Annotated in this window: 15 protein-coding genes; 4 read left to right on the plus strand and 11 right to left on the minus strand. The window is 40.0% G+C overall.

The window, feature by feature from the left end; all coding sequences use genetic code 11:
* Nucleotides 1–64: 64 nt before the first annotated feature.
* The 6 genes from odhB to sdhC form a co-directional block, all read right to left on the minus strand.
* Nucleotides 65–1549, minus strand: coding sequence for a 2-oxoglutarate dehydrogenase complex dihydrolipoyllysine-residue succinyltransferase (gene odhB / locus AB6T38_RS04955; protein WP_372546252.1), 1485 nt, complete (start codon nt 1547–1549; stop codon nt 65–67).
* Nucleotides 1550–1561: 12 nt separating this feature from the next.
* Nucleotides 1562–4384, minus strand: a complete 2823-nt coding sequence (gene sucA, locus AB6T38_RS04960; protein WP_372546253.1) for a 2-oxoglutarate dehydrogenase E1 component — start codon at nt 4382–4384, stop codon at nt 1562–1564.
* A 176-nt stretch (nt 4385–4560) separates the two neighbouring features.
* Nucleotides 4561–5271: a succinate dehydrogenase iron-sulfur subunit gene (locus tag AB6T38_RS04965; protein ID WP_348490086.1), complete on the minus strand. Its 711-nt coding sequence runs from the start codon at nt 5269–5271 to the stop codon at nt 4561–4563.
* 14 nt (nt 5272–5285) lie between these two features.
* Nucleotides 5286–7055: a succinate dehydrogenase flavoprotein subunit gene (gene sdhA, locus AB6T38_RS04970; RefSeq protein ID WP_372546254.1), complete on the minus strand. Its 1770-nt coding sequence runs from the start codon at nt 7053–7055 to the stop codon at nt 5286–5288.
* Complete coding sequence (sdhD, locus tag AB6T38_RS04975; protein ID WP_348490088.1) at nt 7055–7402, minus strand: succinate dehydrogenase, hydrophobic membrane anchor protein; 348 nt, start codon at nt 7400–7402, stop codon at nt 7055–7057. The genes sdhA and sdhD overlap by 1 nt, the downstream gene beginning before the upstream one ends.
* On the minus strand, nt 7396–7770 hold the full coding sequence (gene sdhC, locus AB6T38_RS04980; protein WP_303473763.1) for a succinate dehydrogenase, cytochrome b556 subunit: 375 nt from the start codon (nt 7768–7770) through the stop codon (nt 7396–7398). The genes sdhD and sdhC overlap by 7 nt, the downstream gene beginning before the upstream one ends.
* Nucleotides 7771–8169: 399 nt before the next feature.
* Between sdhC and gltA the strand changes: the two genes are divergently transcribed.
* Nucleotides 8170–9450, plus strand: coding sequence for a citrate synthase (gene gltA / locus AB6T38_RS04985; RefSeq protein WP_372546255.1), 1281 nt, complete (start codon nt 8170–8172; stop codon nt 9448–9450).
* Nucleotides 9451–9625: 175 nt separating this feature from the next.
* Nucleotides 9626–10051 (plus strand): DUF3429 domain-containing protein, encoded by a 426-nt coding sequence (locus AB6T38_RS04990; protein ID WP_372546256.1) that lies wholly within the window; start codon nt 9626–9628, stop codon nt 10049–10051.
* Nucleotides 10052–10145: 94 nt separating this feature from the next.
* Here the strand turns inward: AB6T38_RS04990 and AB6T38_RS04995 are convergent, their stop codons facing one another.
* A complete protein-coding gene (locus AB6T38_RS04995; protein ID WP_372546257.1) occupies nt 10146–11594 on the minus strand; it encodes a phosphomannomutase CpsG in 1449 nt (482 codons plus the stop codon).
* Nucleotides 11595–11607: 13 nt separating this feature from the next.
* Nucleotides 11608–13026, minus strand: coding sequence for a mannose-1-phosphate guanylyltransferase/mannose-6-phosphate isomerase (locus AB6T38_RS05000; protein ID WP_372546258.1), 1419 nt, complete (start codon nt 13024–13026; stop codon nt 11608–11610).
* Nucleotides 13027–13337: 311 nt separating this feature from the next.
* Between AB6T38_RS05000 and tcdA the strand changes: the two genes are divergently transcribed.
* Nucleotides 13338–14114, plus strand: a complete 777-nt coding sequence (gene tcdA, locus AB6T38_RS05005; protein ID WP_372546259.1) for a tRNA cyclic N6-threonylcarbamoyladenosine(37) synthase TcdA — start codon at nt 13338–13340, stop codon at nt 14112–14114.
* Nucleotides 14115–14143: 29 nt separating this feature from the next.
* Here the strand turns inward: tcdA and AB6T38_RS05010 are convergent, their stop codons facing one another.
* Nucleotides 14144–14779, minus strand: a complete 636-nt coding sequence (locus AB6T38_RS05010) for a hypothetical protein (protein ID WP_372546260.1) — start codon at nt 14777–14779, stop codon at nt 14144–14146.
* Nucleotides 14780–15000: 221 nt separating this feature from the next.
* Here AB6T38_RS05010 and AB6T38_RS05015 point away from each other — a divergent pair, with 221 nt between their 5' ends.
* The gene (locus tag AB6T38_RS05015; RefSeq protein ID WP_372546261.1) at nt 15001–15414 is read left to right on the plus strand and encodes a hypothetical protein; all 414 of its coding nucleotides are present in this window, start codon (nt 15001–15003) and stop codon (nt 15412–15414) included.
* A gap of 24 nt (nt 15415–15438) precedes the next feature.
* On the opposite strand, the gene AB6T38_RS05020 is transcribed toward AB6T38_RS05015, so the two are convergent.
* Both AB6T38_RS05020 and AB6T38_RS05025 read right to left on the minus strand, forming a co-directional pair.
* On the minus strand, nt 15439–15918 hold the full coding sequence (locus tag AB6T38_RS05020) for a DUF2919 domain-containing protein (protein WP_372546262.1): 480 nt from the start codon (nt 15916–15918) through the stop codon (nt 15439–15441).
* 53 nt (nt 15919–15971) lie between these two features.
* Complete coding sequence (locus tag AB6T38_RS05025) at nt 15972–17762, minus strand: diguanylate cyclase domain-containing protein (protein ID WP_372546263.1); 1791 nt, start codon at nt 17760–17762, stop codon at nt 15972–15974.
* Nucleotides 17763–17913: the final 151 nt, after the last annotated feature.

Raw genomic sequence — 17913 nt, forward strand, 5'->3', positions numbered from 1 at the left:
ATACCGACATTTGGATAGATGATAGCTTTCACTATCATCTATCAATTCGATTTAGAACAAGATATTACACATCTAATAGTAGACGAGTTGGATCTTCTAACATTTCTTTAACCGTAACCAAAAAGCCTACGGATTCTTTACCATCAACAATACGGTGGTCATAAGATAGCGCCAAATACATCATAGGTAAAATTTCAACTTTTCCATTGACCGCCATTGGACGGTCTTGGATTTTGTGCATACCAAGAATAGCACTTTGTGGTGGATTAATAATTGGTGTTGATAACAACGAACCAAATACACCGCCGTTAGTAATAGTAAAGTTACCACCTTGAAGGTCATCCATAGCTAGTTTGCCATCTCGACCTTTAAGAGCAAGAGATTTAATACCACTTTCAATTCCTGCCATACCTAAAGCGTCACAATCTCGTAAAACCGGTGTAACCAATCCACGTGGCGTAGAAACCGCAATAGAGATATCAAAATAGTTATGATAAACGATATCATCACCATCAATTGATGCATTCACTTCAGGGAAACGTTTTAGTGCTTCAGTTACCGCTTTCACATAAAACGACATGAAACCTAAACGTATACCGTGACGCTTTTCGAAGCTTTCTTGATATTGCTTACGCAAATCCATAATTGGCTTCATGTTGATTTCATTAAAGGTAGTCAACATAGCCGTAGAATTTTTCGCTTCTAATAAACGACTTGCAATCGTTTTCCGTAATCGGGTCATTGGAACACGTTTTTCAGTACGTTCACCCACTAAAGCTGCAGGTGCGGCTGGCACATCTTTAGCTGCAGGTTTAGAAGCGCCTTTAAGATGTTTTTCTACATCTTCTTTGGTAATACGACCGCCTTTACCCGTGCCTTTGATATTAGACGCATCAACGCCTTTTTCAGCCAATAAACGTCTAACTGATGGGCTTAACGCGTCATTTTCATCAGCAGATTCAGCTTCTTCAGATTCTGACGCTGCCGGAGCCGATGCACCTGCACCTTCTGCAAAGTTTGCGATGACTTGCTCTGCAGTTACAGTGTCGCCTTCTTGAGCAACAATGTCAGTTAGTGAACCATCTGCTGGAGCAACGACTTCTAACACAACTTTGTCAGTTTCGATGTCCACTAGGTTCTGATCCCGAGAAACAGCTTCCCCAGGTTGTACGTGCCATGTTGCGATTGTTGCGTCAGCTACCGATTCTGGCAGCACAGGAACTTTAATTTCCACTGATTTACCCTTTGTACTTGATGTAGTTGGTTGACTAGCTGCTGGTGCTGCTGGTGCTTTTACACTGCTAGCGCCTTCGCCTTCTTCTAGTTTTGCAATGATTTGTTCACCAAGGACGGTATCGCCCTCAGCATCCATAATCTCTGTGATTGTACCCGCATCTGGTGACACAACTTCTAACACTACTTTGTCGGTTTCGATATCAACAAGATTTTGATCTCGACTGACTTTGTCACCAACTTTGACATGCCATGTGGCAATCGAAGCATCTGCTACTGATTCTGGTAGCACCGGTACTTTAATTTCTATTGTCATACTGGTTCCTAATTATAGAGTAAGTGCATCATCAACCAACGCTTTTTGCTGTTGATTGTGAACTGCATTATAGCCAACTGCAGGAGAAGCAGATGCAGTTCTGCCTGCATAAGTTAGTTTTGCTCCTTCTGGGATAGATGCCCAGAAGTGATGCTGGCTACAATACCAAGCTCCCTGATTCTGTGGTTCTTCTTGACACCATACCCAATCTTTAACATGAGGATACTTTTTAGTGATGTTTGCCACCACTTCCTCACTTGGGAATGGATAAAGTTGTTCAATTCTGACAATCGCTACATCATGTTGTTCATTTTTACGACGTTGTTCTAATAAATCGTAATAAACTTTACCGGAACACATAACAACACGCTTAACGTCTGCTGGTTTAATATCGTCAATTTCGTCAATAACAGTATGGAAAACACCATCGGTTAACTCATCAAAACTCGACACTGCTAAAGGATGACGTAATAGTGATTTAGGAGACATTACGATTAACGGTTTACGCATGGGACGAATTGCTTGACGTCTGATCATATTGTAAACCTGTGCCGGAGTAGAAGGCACACATACTTGCCAATTATGATCAGCACATAATTGTAGAAAACGTTCTAATCTAGCAGAACTATGCTCTGGACCTTGCCCTTCGTAACCATGTGGCAACAATAGAGTTAGTCCACATAAACGTCCCCACTTGGCTTCACCAGAACTTAAGAACTGATCGATTACCACTTGGGCACCATTGGCAAAATCACCAAATTGCGCTTCCCAAATAGTTAATGTACCTGGTTCAGCAGTGGCATAGCCAAATTCAAAGGCAACAACCGCAGCTTCAGAAAGCACCGAATCGTAGATTTCCATTTTACCTTGCTCTTCACTAACGTGTTGCAACGGCATATATTCTGCGCCATCACTTTGGTTATGCAAAACAGCATGGCGATGGAAGAAAGTACCACGACCGGAATCTTGACCAGTTAAGCGAATATTTGTTCCTCTTGAAACAATATCAGCATAGGCTAAATTTTCAGCCATTCCCCAGTCAATCAGTTTATCTTCAGCCAACATGGCTTCACGATCACCATAGAGCTTTTTCACTCGAGATTGCAGTTTAAAACTCTCTGGATAACTAACAATAGAACGCCCTAACTCGATAAGTTTGTCTTTTTCGATTTGTGCATCATAAGGCGAATTCCATTCATGTCCTAAATACGGAGTCCAGTCAACAGAGTGCTCAGTCATAGGACGCCATTCAGGTACAACACAAGCACCATGATCTAAGGCTGCTCGATACTCACTGACTAATTTGTCCACTTCGTGGGCTTCAAGACTTCCTTCAGCGGTTAGTTGATCAGCGTACAATGCACGGGGAACAGGATGCTTTTTAATTTTTTGATACATCAATGGCTGCGTTGCATTTGGCTCATCAGCTTCGTTATGGCCATGACGTCGATAACAAACTAAATCAATCATCACATCACGTTTAAAGGTGTTACGATAATCTAACGCTAGTTTGGTGACGAATAATACAGCTTCAGGATCATCAGAATTTACGTGGAATATAGGAGCCTGAACCATTTTTGCAATATCTGTACAGTATTGCGTTGAGCGGGTATCTTCAGTTTTAGATGTGGTAAAACCAACTTGGTTATTTATCACGATTCTAACTGTTCCACCCACTTTAAATCCGCGTGTCTGAGACATGTTAAATGTCTCCTGAACAACACCTTGTCCAGCAATAGCCGAATCACCATGAATAGTAATTGGCAAAACGGTAGAACCATCTTCACACTGGCGGCGATCAAGGCGGGCTCTTACTGAACCAATAACCACGGGGTTTACAATTTCTAAGTGGGACGGGTTGAAGGCTAATGCTAAATGCACGTTACCACCTTCAGTCGCAAAGTCAGATGAGAAACCAGCATGGTATTTTACATCACCAGCACCTAGTGACTCATCATGCTTTCCTGAGAACTCATCAAACAAAACTGAAGGGTTTTTACCTAAAACATTCACAAGAACATTTAGTCGGCCACGGTGAGCCATCCCAATCACTACTTCTTTAGTGCCATTTACACCAGCGTGACTAATCAAGCCTTTTAGCATAGGAACTAATGCATCGCCACCTTCTAATGAAAAGCGTTTAGCACCAGGGAATTTAGCCCCTAAGTACTTTTCCATACCATCCGCGGCTACTAAGCCTTTCAGTATATTAACTTTTTCATCGCGACTAATTTCAGGTTTAGCCTGCACCGATTCAATGCGCTGCTGTAACCAGCGTTTTTGTTCAGTATCAGTAATGTGCATATATTCAGAACCAATAGAACCACAATAGGTTCTATTTAAGGAAGTGAATAAATCCTTTAATGTCATGGTTTCTTGACCAATAGCATACGAACCAACATTAAAATGGGTATCGAAATCTTTTTCAGTCAAGTTGTGGTGGGATAACTCTAGATCTCGAACTCTAGGCTGCTTCCATAAATCCAATGGATCTAAATTAGCATGTTGATGCCCTCTGAATCGATAAGCATTGATTAGTTGCAGTACTCTTACTTGCTTCTCATCACTACTTGCAGCCTTCGCTGGCGCACTGCTGGTTGCTCTAGCCGCAGGACCTAGTGCTGCTAGGGCTTTGAATTGCTCTCTTATTAAAGAATGGTTGGTATCTAATTCAACACCATCTACTTTAGGCAAAGCTTCGAATATACTTCGCCACTGCTCTGAAACACTGTTTGGATCTTCCAAAAATGCTTCGTAGAGTTCTTCTATATAAGCAGCGTTTCCGCCAGCCATGTGTGAAGAATCCCACCATGCTTTCATCACGCTTTGTTGCATTATTGTCCCTTTAAAAAGTCAGGCTAACAACTGGATATCTAATATGCGTAAATATCCAAAAAATTAAAGTAAATAAACCCAAAAGGTTTGATTTTTTAAGCAAAAAAGCCATCCTACGAAGGATGGCTATTTAGACTTGCTGTCACGATTAACACCAATGGTGTCAAATGACTAAACTAAACAGCCCGTTGTAGTAGCATCGACTTAATATGGCCGATAGCTTTAGTAGGATTAAGTCCTTTCGGGCAAACACTAACGCAGTTCATTATCCCGTGACAACGGAAAACGCTAAATGCGTCATCCAAATCACTGAGTCGTGCATCAGTGGCTGTATCACGACTATCGATTAGGAATCGATAAGCGTGCAGCAATCCGGCAGGTCCAATAAATTTATCTGGATTCCACCAAAATGACGGACATGAAGTAGAACAACATGCACAAAGTATACATTCATATAAACCATCTAGCTTAGCACGCTCTTCAGGCAATTGAAGATGTTCACGTGCTGGCGGATGATTATCATCATTAATCAAAAACGGTTTAATTTTTTCATATTGAGTATAGAACTGACTCATATCAACGACTAAATCACGTACCACTGGCAAACCTGGTAAAGGACGAACTACGATTTTGCCTTTTCCTAATGCGGAAAGTGGCGTAATACAAGCCAAACCATTTTTACCATTCATGTTCACGCCATCAGAACCACACACACCTTCTCGGCATGAGCGTCTAAATGATAACGTTGGATCTTGTTCTTTAAGGGCGATAAGTGCATCAAGCACCATCATGTCTTGCCCTTCTTCCACTTCAAGCGAGTATTCTTGCATGCGTGGCGCGTTATCAACATCCGGGTTGTAACGATATATTGAGAAAGTAAGATTCATCTTCGTTACTCCTATTAATAAGTTCTAGCTTTAGGTGGAAACGCTTCGCGTAGCTTCGGTGTCATGTTCACGTCACGCTTAAGCATTGACTCTGACTCTGGCAAATAAACAGAGTGACACAACCATTGTGAATCATCACGATCTGGATAATCGAAGCGGCTATGAGCACCACGACTTTCTGTTCTAAAGTTCGCAGCTACTGCAGTACTAAACGCAGTTTCCATTAGGTTATCAAGTTCAAGACACTCAATGCGTTGAGTGTTGAAATCACTACTCTTGTCATCTAGACGAGCGAATTTCAATCTTTCCCTAATTTCTTTCAGTTCAGCAAGACCTTCGGCCATCGCATCCCCTTCACGGAATACAGAGAAGTTAAGTTGCATACATTGCTGCAAATCTTTCTTAATTTGAACTGGATCTTCACCTTTACCAACCTCTGAGCTTTCCCAGCGATTGAAACGTACCATTGCCTCTTCCACATCTGTTTGTGATGCTTCTGTAGAATCAATTTTATCGATAGCTTCACCAAGATGTAGACCTGTGGCACGACCAAATACAACCAAGTCTAATAACGAGTTCCCACCTAAGCGGTTGGCACCGTGTACAGATACACAAGCAATTTCACCACAAGCGAATAGTCCGCCAATGGGTTTTTCATTACCGTCTTTATCGATACCTATCGCTTGACCATCAACATTAGTTGGAATACCACCCATCATATAGTGACAAGTAGGAATAACTGGGATTGGTTCTTTAACCGGATCAACGTGGGCGAAGGTACGAGACAATTCAAGAATACCAGGTAATCTTGACTCAAGTACATCTTTACCTAAGTGATCAAGCTTAAGTTTAATGTGAGTACCCCAAGGACCGTCACAACCACGCCCCTCACGAATCTCGGTCATCATTGAACGAGCAACAACGTCACGACCCGCCAAATCTTTCGCGTTTGGTGCATAACGTTCCATAAAGCGTTCGCCGTCTTTGTTTAGAAGGTAACCACCTTCACCACGACAACCTTCGGTTACTAGGGTACCAGCGCCGGCGATACCGGTCGGGTGGAACTGCCACATTTCCATATCTTGAACCGGTACGCCAGCTCGTAATGCCATACCAACACCATCACCAGTGTTAATGTGAGCATTAGTAGTTGAAGCATAGATACGACCTGCTCCGCCTGTAGCTAACACCACCGCTTTAGATTTGAAGTAAACGACTTCACCACTTTCAATGTCAATTGCAGTACAACCTACTACATCACCATTTTGGTTTTTGACTAAATCAAGGGCGTACCATTCACTGAATACTTTCGTTTTATTTTTAACATTTTGCTGATAAAGCAAATGCAATAATGCGTGACCTGTACGGTCAGCTGCCGCTGCAGTACGAGCACCTTGCTCACCACCGAAGTTTTGCGACTGCCCACCGAAAGGACGCTGATAAATTCTGCCGTCTTCAAAACGAGAAAATGGTAATCCCATATTTTCCATTTCAATAATGGCTTCAGGACCTGTTTTACACATATATTCGATAGCATCTTGGTCACCGATATAATCAGAACCTTTAACGGTATCGTACATGTGCCATTCCCAGTTATCTTCGTGGGCATTACCTAACGCTACAGTAATTCCACCTTGAGCAGAAACCGTGTGTGATCGTGTTGGAAATACTTTTGAAAGTAACGCACAGGACTTACCTGATTGAGAAATTTGTAAAGCTGCTCGCATTCCAGCGCCGCCAGCTCCTACTACTACTGCATCGAACTCATGTACCGGAATACTCACTACACACCCCACAAAACAAATAAACCAACTGCAACATAAACAAATGCAATAATGTTAAGAACATATTGTAACGTTGCTCGCAAACCTGGCCCCTTGACATAGTCTGTTAAAACTTGCCAAAGACCAATTCTTACATGATACATAATTGCTACTAGCGTAATGAAAGTGAAAACTTTCATAAATATGCTAGAAAATAAATCTTTCCAAATTTCAAATGTCACCACGGGTGTAGCAATGAAGAAATAGGTCATGTAAAAAGAAAATAAGGTTATGATAAGTGCCGTAGCACGCAGAGTAACAAAATCTTGTACTCCGTTACGTTTTAAACCCGCTTGTTCGGTTACCACAATATAACTCCTATAACGATAGTCACTAATACCCACAAACCAATAGTGGCTTGTGCGCTTAAGTTGCCTGAATCGATTTCTTCCCAGTGACCCATATCCATAATCACGTGACGGATACCGCCAAGGATATGATAGGTCAAGGCGGATAAGGTACCGATAGCAACGAATTTACCAAGAGGCCCTGCCATTACTTCTTGCACTGTATTGAATCCATCTAAGGATGATACAGATACAGCCCACGCCCAGATCACAAAAATCAGAGCGAAGAACATAGCCACACCGGTTGCCCGATGTAAAATAGAAACTATAGCTGAGGGGGGAAAACTTATCGTATTGAGTTGAAGATTGACTGGTCTTTGTTTTTTCACTTTATGTGCCTGTAATCATTGTTGAGGTTTGACGCATTTATTTAAAGTTATTATGTTGTATAGTGCATAAACGAAATAGAGTTAAGCAAGCCCAACTGTTAACGCCTTGTTAATTAACTGTTAAACCTTTAACAACTAAGCGTTTTTTTCATTTAGTGTTGTAAAGTATATCCAGCGTTGAGATTAATTACAATTTTTGTTCTAGATAAAAACAGTTTAATTCTGAATTTGGGTAGTTATGAGTATTCTAGGTACATTTTAAGAATAAATATTAAACATTCATGTATTAAAATTGACTTGAGCTAACTTTCTAAGTACAAATACCACATTTTTTTTCATGGCTGTTATTATTGTATATATTTTTAACAGTTTAAGAACTTAGTCTAAGGAGAACATCTTATGGCAGAAACTAAAGCCATTTTAAAAGTAGGCGACAAAGAAGTAGAACTTCCGGTACTTTCGGGAACTGCTGGGAACGACGTAATAGATGTTCGAGCATTAGGCTCTAGCGGGTACTTCACTTTCGACCCTGGTTTCATGGCTACTGGTTCTTGCGAATCATCCATCACTTTCATTGATGGAGCTAAAGGCGTATTGCTACATAGAGGTTATTCAATTGAAGAATTGGCGAGAGACGCTGATTATATTGAAGTTTGTTACATGTTATTACACGACAAAACGCCAACTTCAGAAGAGTATACTGATTTTAAAAACACCATAACGCGTCACACTTTGGTTCACGATCAATTAACAAATTTCTTTAGAGGCTTCCGCAGAGATGCTCACCCAATGGCCATGTTGTGTGGCACAGTTGGTGCTCTTTCTAGCTTCTATCACGATGACTTGGATATTTCAGATCCTGAACAACGCCTAAGAAGTGCATACCGCTTAATCGCGAAAATGCCGACTTTAGTTGCTATGTGTTACAAATATAACGTTGGTCAACCCTTCGTTTATCCAAGAAATGATTTAAGTTATGCAGAAAACTTCCTAAATATGATGTTTTCTGTACCTGCTGAAAATTATGAAATAAGCCCAGCAGTTTCTCGCGCTATGGATCGTATCTTTACGTTACATGCGGATCACGAACAAAATGCTTCTACTTCAACAGTAAGACTTGCCGGTTCATCTGGTGCTAACCCTTACGCATGTATCGCCGCTGGTGTTGCATCTTTATGGGGACCTGCTCATGGTGGAGCAAATGAAGCATGTTTAAACATGTTACAAGAAATTGGCAGTGTTGACCGTATTCCAGAGTTTATTGATCGCGCTAAAGACAAAAATGACCCGTTCAGATTAATGGGCTTTGGTCATCGCGTATACAAAAACCATGATCCTCGTGCAACTGTAATGCGTGAAAGCTGTCATGAAGTCCTTGAAGAAATGAATATTGACGATCCATTGTTAAATGTAGCAATGGAACTTGAAAAAATTGCATTAAGCGACCCTTACTTCGCTGAGAAGAAGCTTTTCCCGAATGTGGATTTTTATTCAGGTATCATTCTTAAGGCAATAGGTATTCCAACTAACATGTTTACTTGTATTTTTGCCCTAGCAAGAACTGTCGGTTGGGTATCTCATTGGCATGAAATGCTAAGTCAACCTGGTCAAAAAATTGGTCGTCCTCGCCAGCTTTATACTGGTGAAGAGGTAAGAAAATACAACCCAATTAAAAAGTAACCAGTTAGTAATGTTAAAAATAGCGCCTATTGGCGCTATTTTTTTTCCTTTTAATTGACTGTAAACTTACTATTTTACAAAAACTTAGATATCTACGTTAATTTATCTTTAAAATTATGAAACTTGTCGTCATTGTTGACGTAACAAATATATAACATTAAAAAAAGTGATAAAAATGCTTAAATACCACGCCAAAATATTAGGTTACGCAGGATTAATACCCTTTATCATGCTGCCTTTTTTTATACTTTGGGAAACCGTCTCTTACTTTGAAGGCGTAGACTTTTTCATTCAGTATTCTGCAATAATTTTATCATTCTTAGGTGGGGCATTATGGTTTGATGGAATTGACAAAAAACGCTCTGTAGTCTTCTTATATATGGCGATGCTGCCGTCAATTCTAGCTTGGCTAAGTGTAATTTGGTTACCTCCGGTAATCGCGCTAATGACCTTAGCTTGCAGCTATACCCTAGTCATTTTCTACGAGTTTAGACTCTATACCCTCGCCTCATGGTATCGCTCATTGCGTATCCGTCTAACCGCAATTACCATTGGCAGCCATTTAATGATTATTTGGATAATTCAACAAATGTCTCGATAGTTGCCACAATGCCTGTCCCTACCATCATTCATTATCCAAAAAAAATAGCCCATAAGGACTATTTTTATTAACTTTTAACTACTACACAATTGAATTAAGCGCGGATAATCTCCAATAACTCTGCGGTTTTTTCCTCCATCAAGGTAATATCCCCTGAGGATTCAACATTTAATCGGATAACAGGTTCGGTATTCGATTTCCTTAAGTTAAACCGCCAATTACCAAACTCCAATCCTACACCGTCAGTATCATCAATGACCTCTGCCATGGGCTGATATTTTGCTATAACACGAGCAAGTGCAGCATCAGCGTCTTCTAATAAGCTATTAATTTCACCAGAAGATGGGAAAGCTGCTATACGCTGTTTCACTAATGCAGATAAAGGTTGCGCGCTGGTGCAAATTAACTCTGCTACCAATAACCAAGGGATCATACCTGAGTCACAATAAGCGAAATCTCGAAAATAATGATGAGCACTCATTTCACCACCGTAAACAGCATCCTCTTTACGCATTCTTTCTTTAATAAAAGCATGCCCAGTTTTACTTTTAATTGGTGTGCCACCGGCATTTTTCACAATATCTTCGGTATTCCAATATACCCGCGGGTCGTAAATAATTTTGCTTGAGGCATCTTTATCTAAAAACGCTTTTGCTAACAAACCGACGATGTAATAACCTTCAACAAATTCACCCTTTTCATCAAACAAAAAGCAGCGGTCAAAATCACCGTCCCAGGCAATCCCCATATCTGCTTTATGGGCAATAACAGCATCAGCTGTATCCGCCCGGCTTTCAGGTAATAATGGATTTGGAATACCATTAGGGAAGTCACCATCTGGTTGATGATGCACTTTAATGAATTTAATGGGGATATTGAGAGCTTCCAGTTGTTGTTCAATACTATCTAACGCTTTTCCTGCCGCTCCATTACCCGCATTGACTACCAGTTTCAGTGGCTTGAAGTTATTTAAATCAACATAAGAAAGCATATGTTCAACATAGGCCGGTAAACAAGAGCGCTGTGAATATTTGCCAGATGCGGTGAGCTTTTCAGTGGAAACACTTCCCTCTCCTTTTAGAAAAGCTTCATCACTACAGCGTTTATCCGAAAAAAAACTCAAACGCGACTCGACAGTGTCTTGCTCATATTGTTCAGCAATATCTTTAATTGCAAACAATCCAGTATCACCACTAATAGGACGAGATTCGCTTTTAACTAACTTCATACCATTGTAATCAATTGGATTGTGACTAGCGGTAACTTCTATACCACCATCCACTCCTAAGTGTTTAGTAGCGAAGTAAATCTCTTCAGTACCTGTCATGCCTAAATCAATCACATTAGCGCCACCATCAACTAAACCAGCACTCAATGCTAATTTTAATGGTGCTGAAGTGTGACGAACATCACCACCCACAACGACTTTATCGGCTTTCAAATACTCGGCATAAGCACGGCCTATGCGGTAAGCAACATTTTCGTCTAATTGCTCAAGTAACTTGCCACGAATATCGTAGGCTTTAAAACAACTTATTTGCATCTTGAATCCTTAATTACTTCGCTGTGCGACCATATCTATCTGAAAAACGCACAATGTCGTCTTCACCTAAATAACTTCCTGATTGCACTTCAATAAGTTCAAGGGGTACTTTGCCTGGGTTTTCTAAGGCATGGACAATGCCAATTGGTATATATGTGGACTCGTTTTCAGTCACTAAGAAGGTTTCTTCACCATTGGTTACTTTTGCAGTGCCTGAAACAACGATCCAATGCTCTGCGCGGTGATGGTGCATTTGCACGGATAATTTTTCGCCTGGATTTACGGTAATACGTTTCACTTGGAATCGTTCACCATTATCAATGGAATCATAGCTACCCCAAGGTCTGAACACTTCTCGGTGAAATTCAAACTCAGGACGATGTTGTGCTTTAAGTTCATTCACAACTGTTTTTATATCTTGAACTTTGTTCTTGTTGGCGACCAAAATAGCATCTTTGGTTTCTACCACAACTACATCATCTAACCCAACCACAGCAATTAAGCGCTGCTCTGAATTAATGTAGCTATTGTTTGTATTAGTTAACATAACATCACCCACACAAACATTGCCTTGCGGATCTTTGCTGTCAGCCGTTTCCCATAAAGATGACCAACTGCCAACATCATTCCAGCCAGCATCAAGAGGAACCATAGCCGCATCATCGGTTTTTTCCATTACCGCATAATCAACTGAATCATCTGGGCAAGTGGCAAAAATATCGGCATCAACGCGAACAAAGTCTAAATCTTTAGATTCAGATGAAATCGCCTCTTTACATACTTTGAGCATTTCAGGTGCAAATTTTTCTAGCTCTTGCAAGTAACGGCTCGCTTTAAACATAAACATGCCGCTATTCCAATAGTAGTCACCATTTGCAACATACTTTTCGGCGGTTTCCATATCTGGTTTTTCAACAAATTGAGACACTGCGAAGCCGGTCTCGGAATGGTTTAACTGTTCACCTCTGCGTATATAACCGTAACCAGTATGGGCACAGTCTGGCACTATACCAAAGGTAACCAACTTACCTTGTTCGGCCAATGCATTAGCGTGTTGTATCGCTTTATGGAAAGTTTTATTGTCTTTAATAAGATGGTCAGCGGCCAAAACCAGTAACACAGGATCTTCACCTTCGCTGCACGCTTGTAACGCAGCTAATGCGATAGCAGGAGCAGTGTTACGACCGACAGGTTCAAGTAATATACCACCGTGCTCCCTACCTTGTTGGCGCAATTGTTCAGCGACAAGAAAGCGGTGAGCTTCGTTACAGATAAAAATTGCAGGGTCCATATCTAAACCATCAAGACGGCTGATAGTATTTTGCAACATGGTGTTTTCATCGGTTAACGCTAAAAACTGCTTTGGCAATGCAGCTCGTGATTTTGGCCACAATCTACTTCCAGATCCGCCCGCCAGTACAACTGGTTTCATGTATTTTTCCTTTTTTATATTTTAATGATGCCTAGACCCATGACGTACTCCCAATACACGTATTAGAGCCCGTCATTTTCCTGAAACCATCCGTTCCACAAAGATAGATAAAAGCATGCTATAAAAGCTGCGCTTAGTAATCAACAACTGAATACCGATAAACTTAAAAACATGCGAATAAACTAAAATATAATCACTATTTTTACTTTTACGTTGCAAACTTTTAACGTCTCCTGATTACTTAAATTAGCAATATTGTTAGTAATTGATATACTGCGCCAAAATTACTATATAACAAACAAAACTCATCTATGCAGGAACAAAAATCCCGTTTCGGCGGCACCGAAAGACTTTATGGTGTTAACGAAACACAACGTCTAAAAAATGCTCACTTTTGTGTGGTAGGGATCGGTGGTGTAGGAACCTGGGCGGCTGAAGCATTAGCCCGCACAGCCATAGGGAAAATTACCTTAATTGATTTAGACGATATTTGTACCACCAATACTAATCGACAAATTCATGCTCTGAGCAATACCATTGGTGAAGCTAAAGTTGAAGTTATGGCTGCGCGCATTAAACAAATTAACCCTGATTGCGCAGTAAATTGTATAGAAGATTTTATCACTGCTGATAACTTACAAGATTACATAAACAAAGAATTTGATTATGTCATCGATGCCATTGATAGCGTGCCTGCAAAAGCGGCTTTAATCGCCCACTGTAAACGAAATAAAATAAAAATCATCACTACTGGCGGTGCTGGCGGTCAAATTGATCCAACTAGAGTAACCATTGCTGATCTATCTAAAACGATTCAAGATCCCCTTGCAGCAAAACTTCGAAATCAGTTAAGACGATTTCACAACTTTAGTCAGAACCCTAAAAGACGTTTTGCTGTTGAATGTGTTTATTCCACTGAACATCTGCGCTATCCGCAAGGAGATGGTAGCGTATCGTGCCAAAAATCAGACGCTCAAAGTAGTGCGCGATTGGATTGCAATAGTGGTTTTGGAGCATCGGTTTCAGTGACGGCATGTTTTGGTTTTTTTACCGCATCTCGAGCAATCAATAAGTTCTTGGGGGTATAGGTTAAACTCAATTGCGATAAAATTTCAGCTTAGTGCTGTGCGGCGCGCCACTGCTTAATGTCTAATATAATAGCGACGACCAACCAAACCAAAACCATTGAAATCATCAACCATGTGCTTTCAGCAACTTGCATTATTTCTTCACTTAACAATGCCGTACCAGTAATTAGGACTAAGTAATAAGGTAGGTTGAGTAACCCTGCCATCCAAACCACTTTTACCGGCTTTCTGTTACTACCTTGATTAAACATGAAAAAAGCCAATGAGTTAATGTGCACCATAGCTAATAAAAGCGCTTTCAAACTCGTAGATGAATGACCGGTTTTATGGTCACTACTTAAGCGCCCTAACCGGTAATTAATAAAAGAACCTAAGGTGGCGGCGGCAACCATAGCTAGGGTCAACCAGAGAATATCTGTGATACTTGGTTTGGATAAAATCACCAACACCACCGCAAAAAACTGCCCAGGAAAGTAGAACCCAACATAGACGATTGATTCAGCTAAGATAATGCAGAAAATTAACACATAAAAGTACTCTCCAAAAGACGACTTTAAGTCCTCTAAAATGGCGAGACCTGGTGGAATAACATCAAAGTGCACCAGAGTGGCAATTAACCACAAAGCAAAAAGAGCGGTTGTAGGTAGAATAAATTCATACTTCATGTGAACGTTACGCGTCTTAGAGGCTTTGGGATCAACCTAATGAATTTAACGGCCTAATGGAATTAAAAAACAAAAATAACAAATCTTTAAGAAAAGAAATGAGCCAGTTTGCCGATATCAAACCGTGCACTAATTAAATCCATTGGAAAATTAGACAAAAAGCGAATATATCGCCACAATCACGTTACTGTAATAGACAATACTCATATTAAGGATGCTTCATGCGCATGACCCAAGAAGAACTCAATCAGTTGATGGCAGACAGTGCTCAAAACGCGATTGATACGACGTTGGATGAATTTAAACTTGTATTAGATGGCTCAGTTGAAAGCATTGCTTTAGTCGACGATGTGATTTTAGCATGGATCGAAAGATACAAAGATCAAGCTTTGGAAAATGATGCAGTGTTCACAATATCTAACATTTATGGTGCTTATCTAGGCGAAATTTTTAAACAATTAGTTGGTGGAAATTGGCGTTATGATGAATCTGACAAAGATGCGCCCTACGTGGTAATGGAGTATTCTGGGAAATCTTATGCATTTGCTGGTATTTGTTATCAAAGACTGGTTAATGACAGTCAAATTAGTGTTCAAGATTATTTTCAACAAGCTGTCGCAAACAGCGTTCAATAACCACAAGAATAACCTGAAAAACAATTATGTGGGCTGTTTATCGGCCCAATCGGCTATCATGTAACGTACATGTCGACTTTTTAAAATCCAATATAACACTACAATATCAATCAACATCATTAACCCCACAGGCCAAGAAAATTGCCAATACTGACTGACCGAAATTTGCATTTGATGGGCTAAGTCGAGTAATACGGTCATAATCAAACAAGGTTTAATTAAGCATCGAACAAATTGCCACTTGCCATCCCACCACTTTTCTCTGTATGCCACTATGATGATGGCAAGAAGCGCTCCCCCACCAATCCCAAAACCGATATATAGCTCGCTTTTTTGTGGATAAAATATTTCAAGTAATCCGTCTGCATCACGGAAGTTACTAAGAGAAAGTACAAAAATAACGTAGCTTTTTGCAAGAAATAAACAACTCCACCAAAAAAAACGAGGAGGTTTAATTCTTCCGGCTTCATCATAATGATTTAAGGGTAATAATAATTTCGACATCTTAGGCGTTTATAGATTTTAGGGGATCAAGCCCTGAGTTGCGCCAACACAAATTATTCGCTTTCAGTTTGAATTCCTAGGGACAATAACATGTCATCAAGCACTTCATCTAAATCAACAAATGTTCCACTAGAAATATAAATACTCATACTAGAACGTATACTTACTTGCTGACCCTGTTGTTCCCCTAGAATTGTGTTTTCCAATGCATATCGCATACGTTCAAAAAATGATTTGGCTGAATCTTCTTCTATATCCGTCAAACAAACTATGAATTGTTCTGGTGCAAATCGTCCTAAAATATCTCTATCACGTGTTACCTGACTAAGGGTTAAAGATATTTGCTTTAACGCCAATTCGCTATTGGTCGCGCCTATTTGCCGATTTACATCGCGGAAATTGCCTAAATCAAATAACGCTAAAGCATTAGTGCGCCCTGGTGAGGGCTCTGGGACTCGTCTAATTTTAGCCAGGGCCGCTTTACTATTTAAAAGATTAGTAACCGTATCAAAGGACAAACTATTCAGGTAGCGGTGTCGTAACCAAAATATAATTGCCACAATAATAACCAAAAGCACACTGACGATGATGACGATGGTTTGTATACGCTCAAGTTTCGATGCTTGTAAACTAGCCTCTAAGCTTTGTATTTGACTATGCAAATTGGCAACACCAAGTATTTTACCTGATTCTTGCTGCTCAACTGTCTTATTGATCATTACATCTGAAAATGTATCAAAGGCCTTTTCAGCGCCTTCAATATCACCTAAAAACAAGTGTATTTGTACAATGAACTTCAAATAATCCTTATTTCTATTAATAAATAATTTATAACCATCACTGGTATTTTGTTCATCTACTAAAAATTGCTGTAGGCATTCAACATCATCATCCTCATAACACACCACAGCACTATACCAACGATACAAACTGTTAAATGTGGAACTGTTTATGGAGTCAAGATAGATTTTCCACTTCGCCAAACTAAAGCGTAATTGCTCAATGTTATTGGTTCGATAATGATAACCCGCTTCGGAAAAATACAGCCAGACGTTTGATAATGCGGTGTCGACAGAGAGGTTTACGCGTTTAAACTCTTGTATTGCTTGTTCTGCTTTTTCAAAATTCCCAGCGGCCATATGAGACGAAATGACACTCATAAGTGTGGCGAGTAAATTGGAACTTGTGTAAGTGTTTAGACCTAATTCATAAGACTTCTGAAATTGTTCAGCGGCTAAAACTTGCTGACCAAGCGATGCGTAAAGAAGGCCTATGTTGTTATGGATGTGAGCTAAAGCCGCCTGATCATTTTTCAATGCATAGGTTTCTAATAAAGCATACATTTTTCCAAGTTTGACACCATCATCCATGTCAGCATGACACACAGTGATCAAGCCCAATTGCGCGCTTAAATTAATCCCTTCAAAATTATCATTGGAAAGCTGCTCTGCTTTTTCATAGAGCTCACAGCGTTCTAAATTTTCTTGCACATCATAAATAAAACCTAACTGATAAGTGGCCGATGCATAATATTCCATGGTTTGATTGACATCAGCGTTATTGAGAAGCTCAATTAAAGCCTGTTTAGCTTCCTCATGTTTACCAACACAAATTTGCCAATGGGTTTTCATCACCATAAGTTGGAATCGTTGCGTATCGCTCAACCCAGGAATATTTAAATAGCGGTCAATTGCTAGATTCGCATCATCTTCAGGACAATCATAGGGCGCCACAGTGGAGGTCAGAATAAAGTTATCAATCTCACTAATTTCATCAGCAAAACCTACCGATGACGTAATCAGCAAAACAATAAAAAAACAAAAATAGACTAGCTTTATAATCAAGATAATATCCGATCAGTAGTTAAAGAGAAGCAGTTATTCAGCATAATTTAATCATTCTTTTTATTGTTTTTTGTTACTTGATTTTTGTTTTAAAGCTAAACACTGGAGCCCCTTAAAACCCTTACGATTAGTTTAATTCTTTATAGTTTTA

The organism is Aliiglaciecola sp. SL4, assembly GCF_041538045.1.
Lineage (GTDB): Bacteria > Pseudomonadota > Gammaproteobacteria > Enterobacterales > Alteromonadaceae > Aliiglaciecola.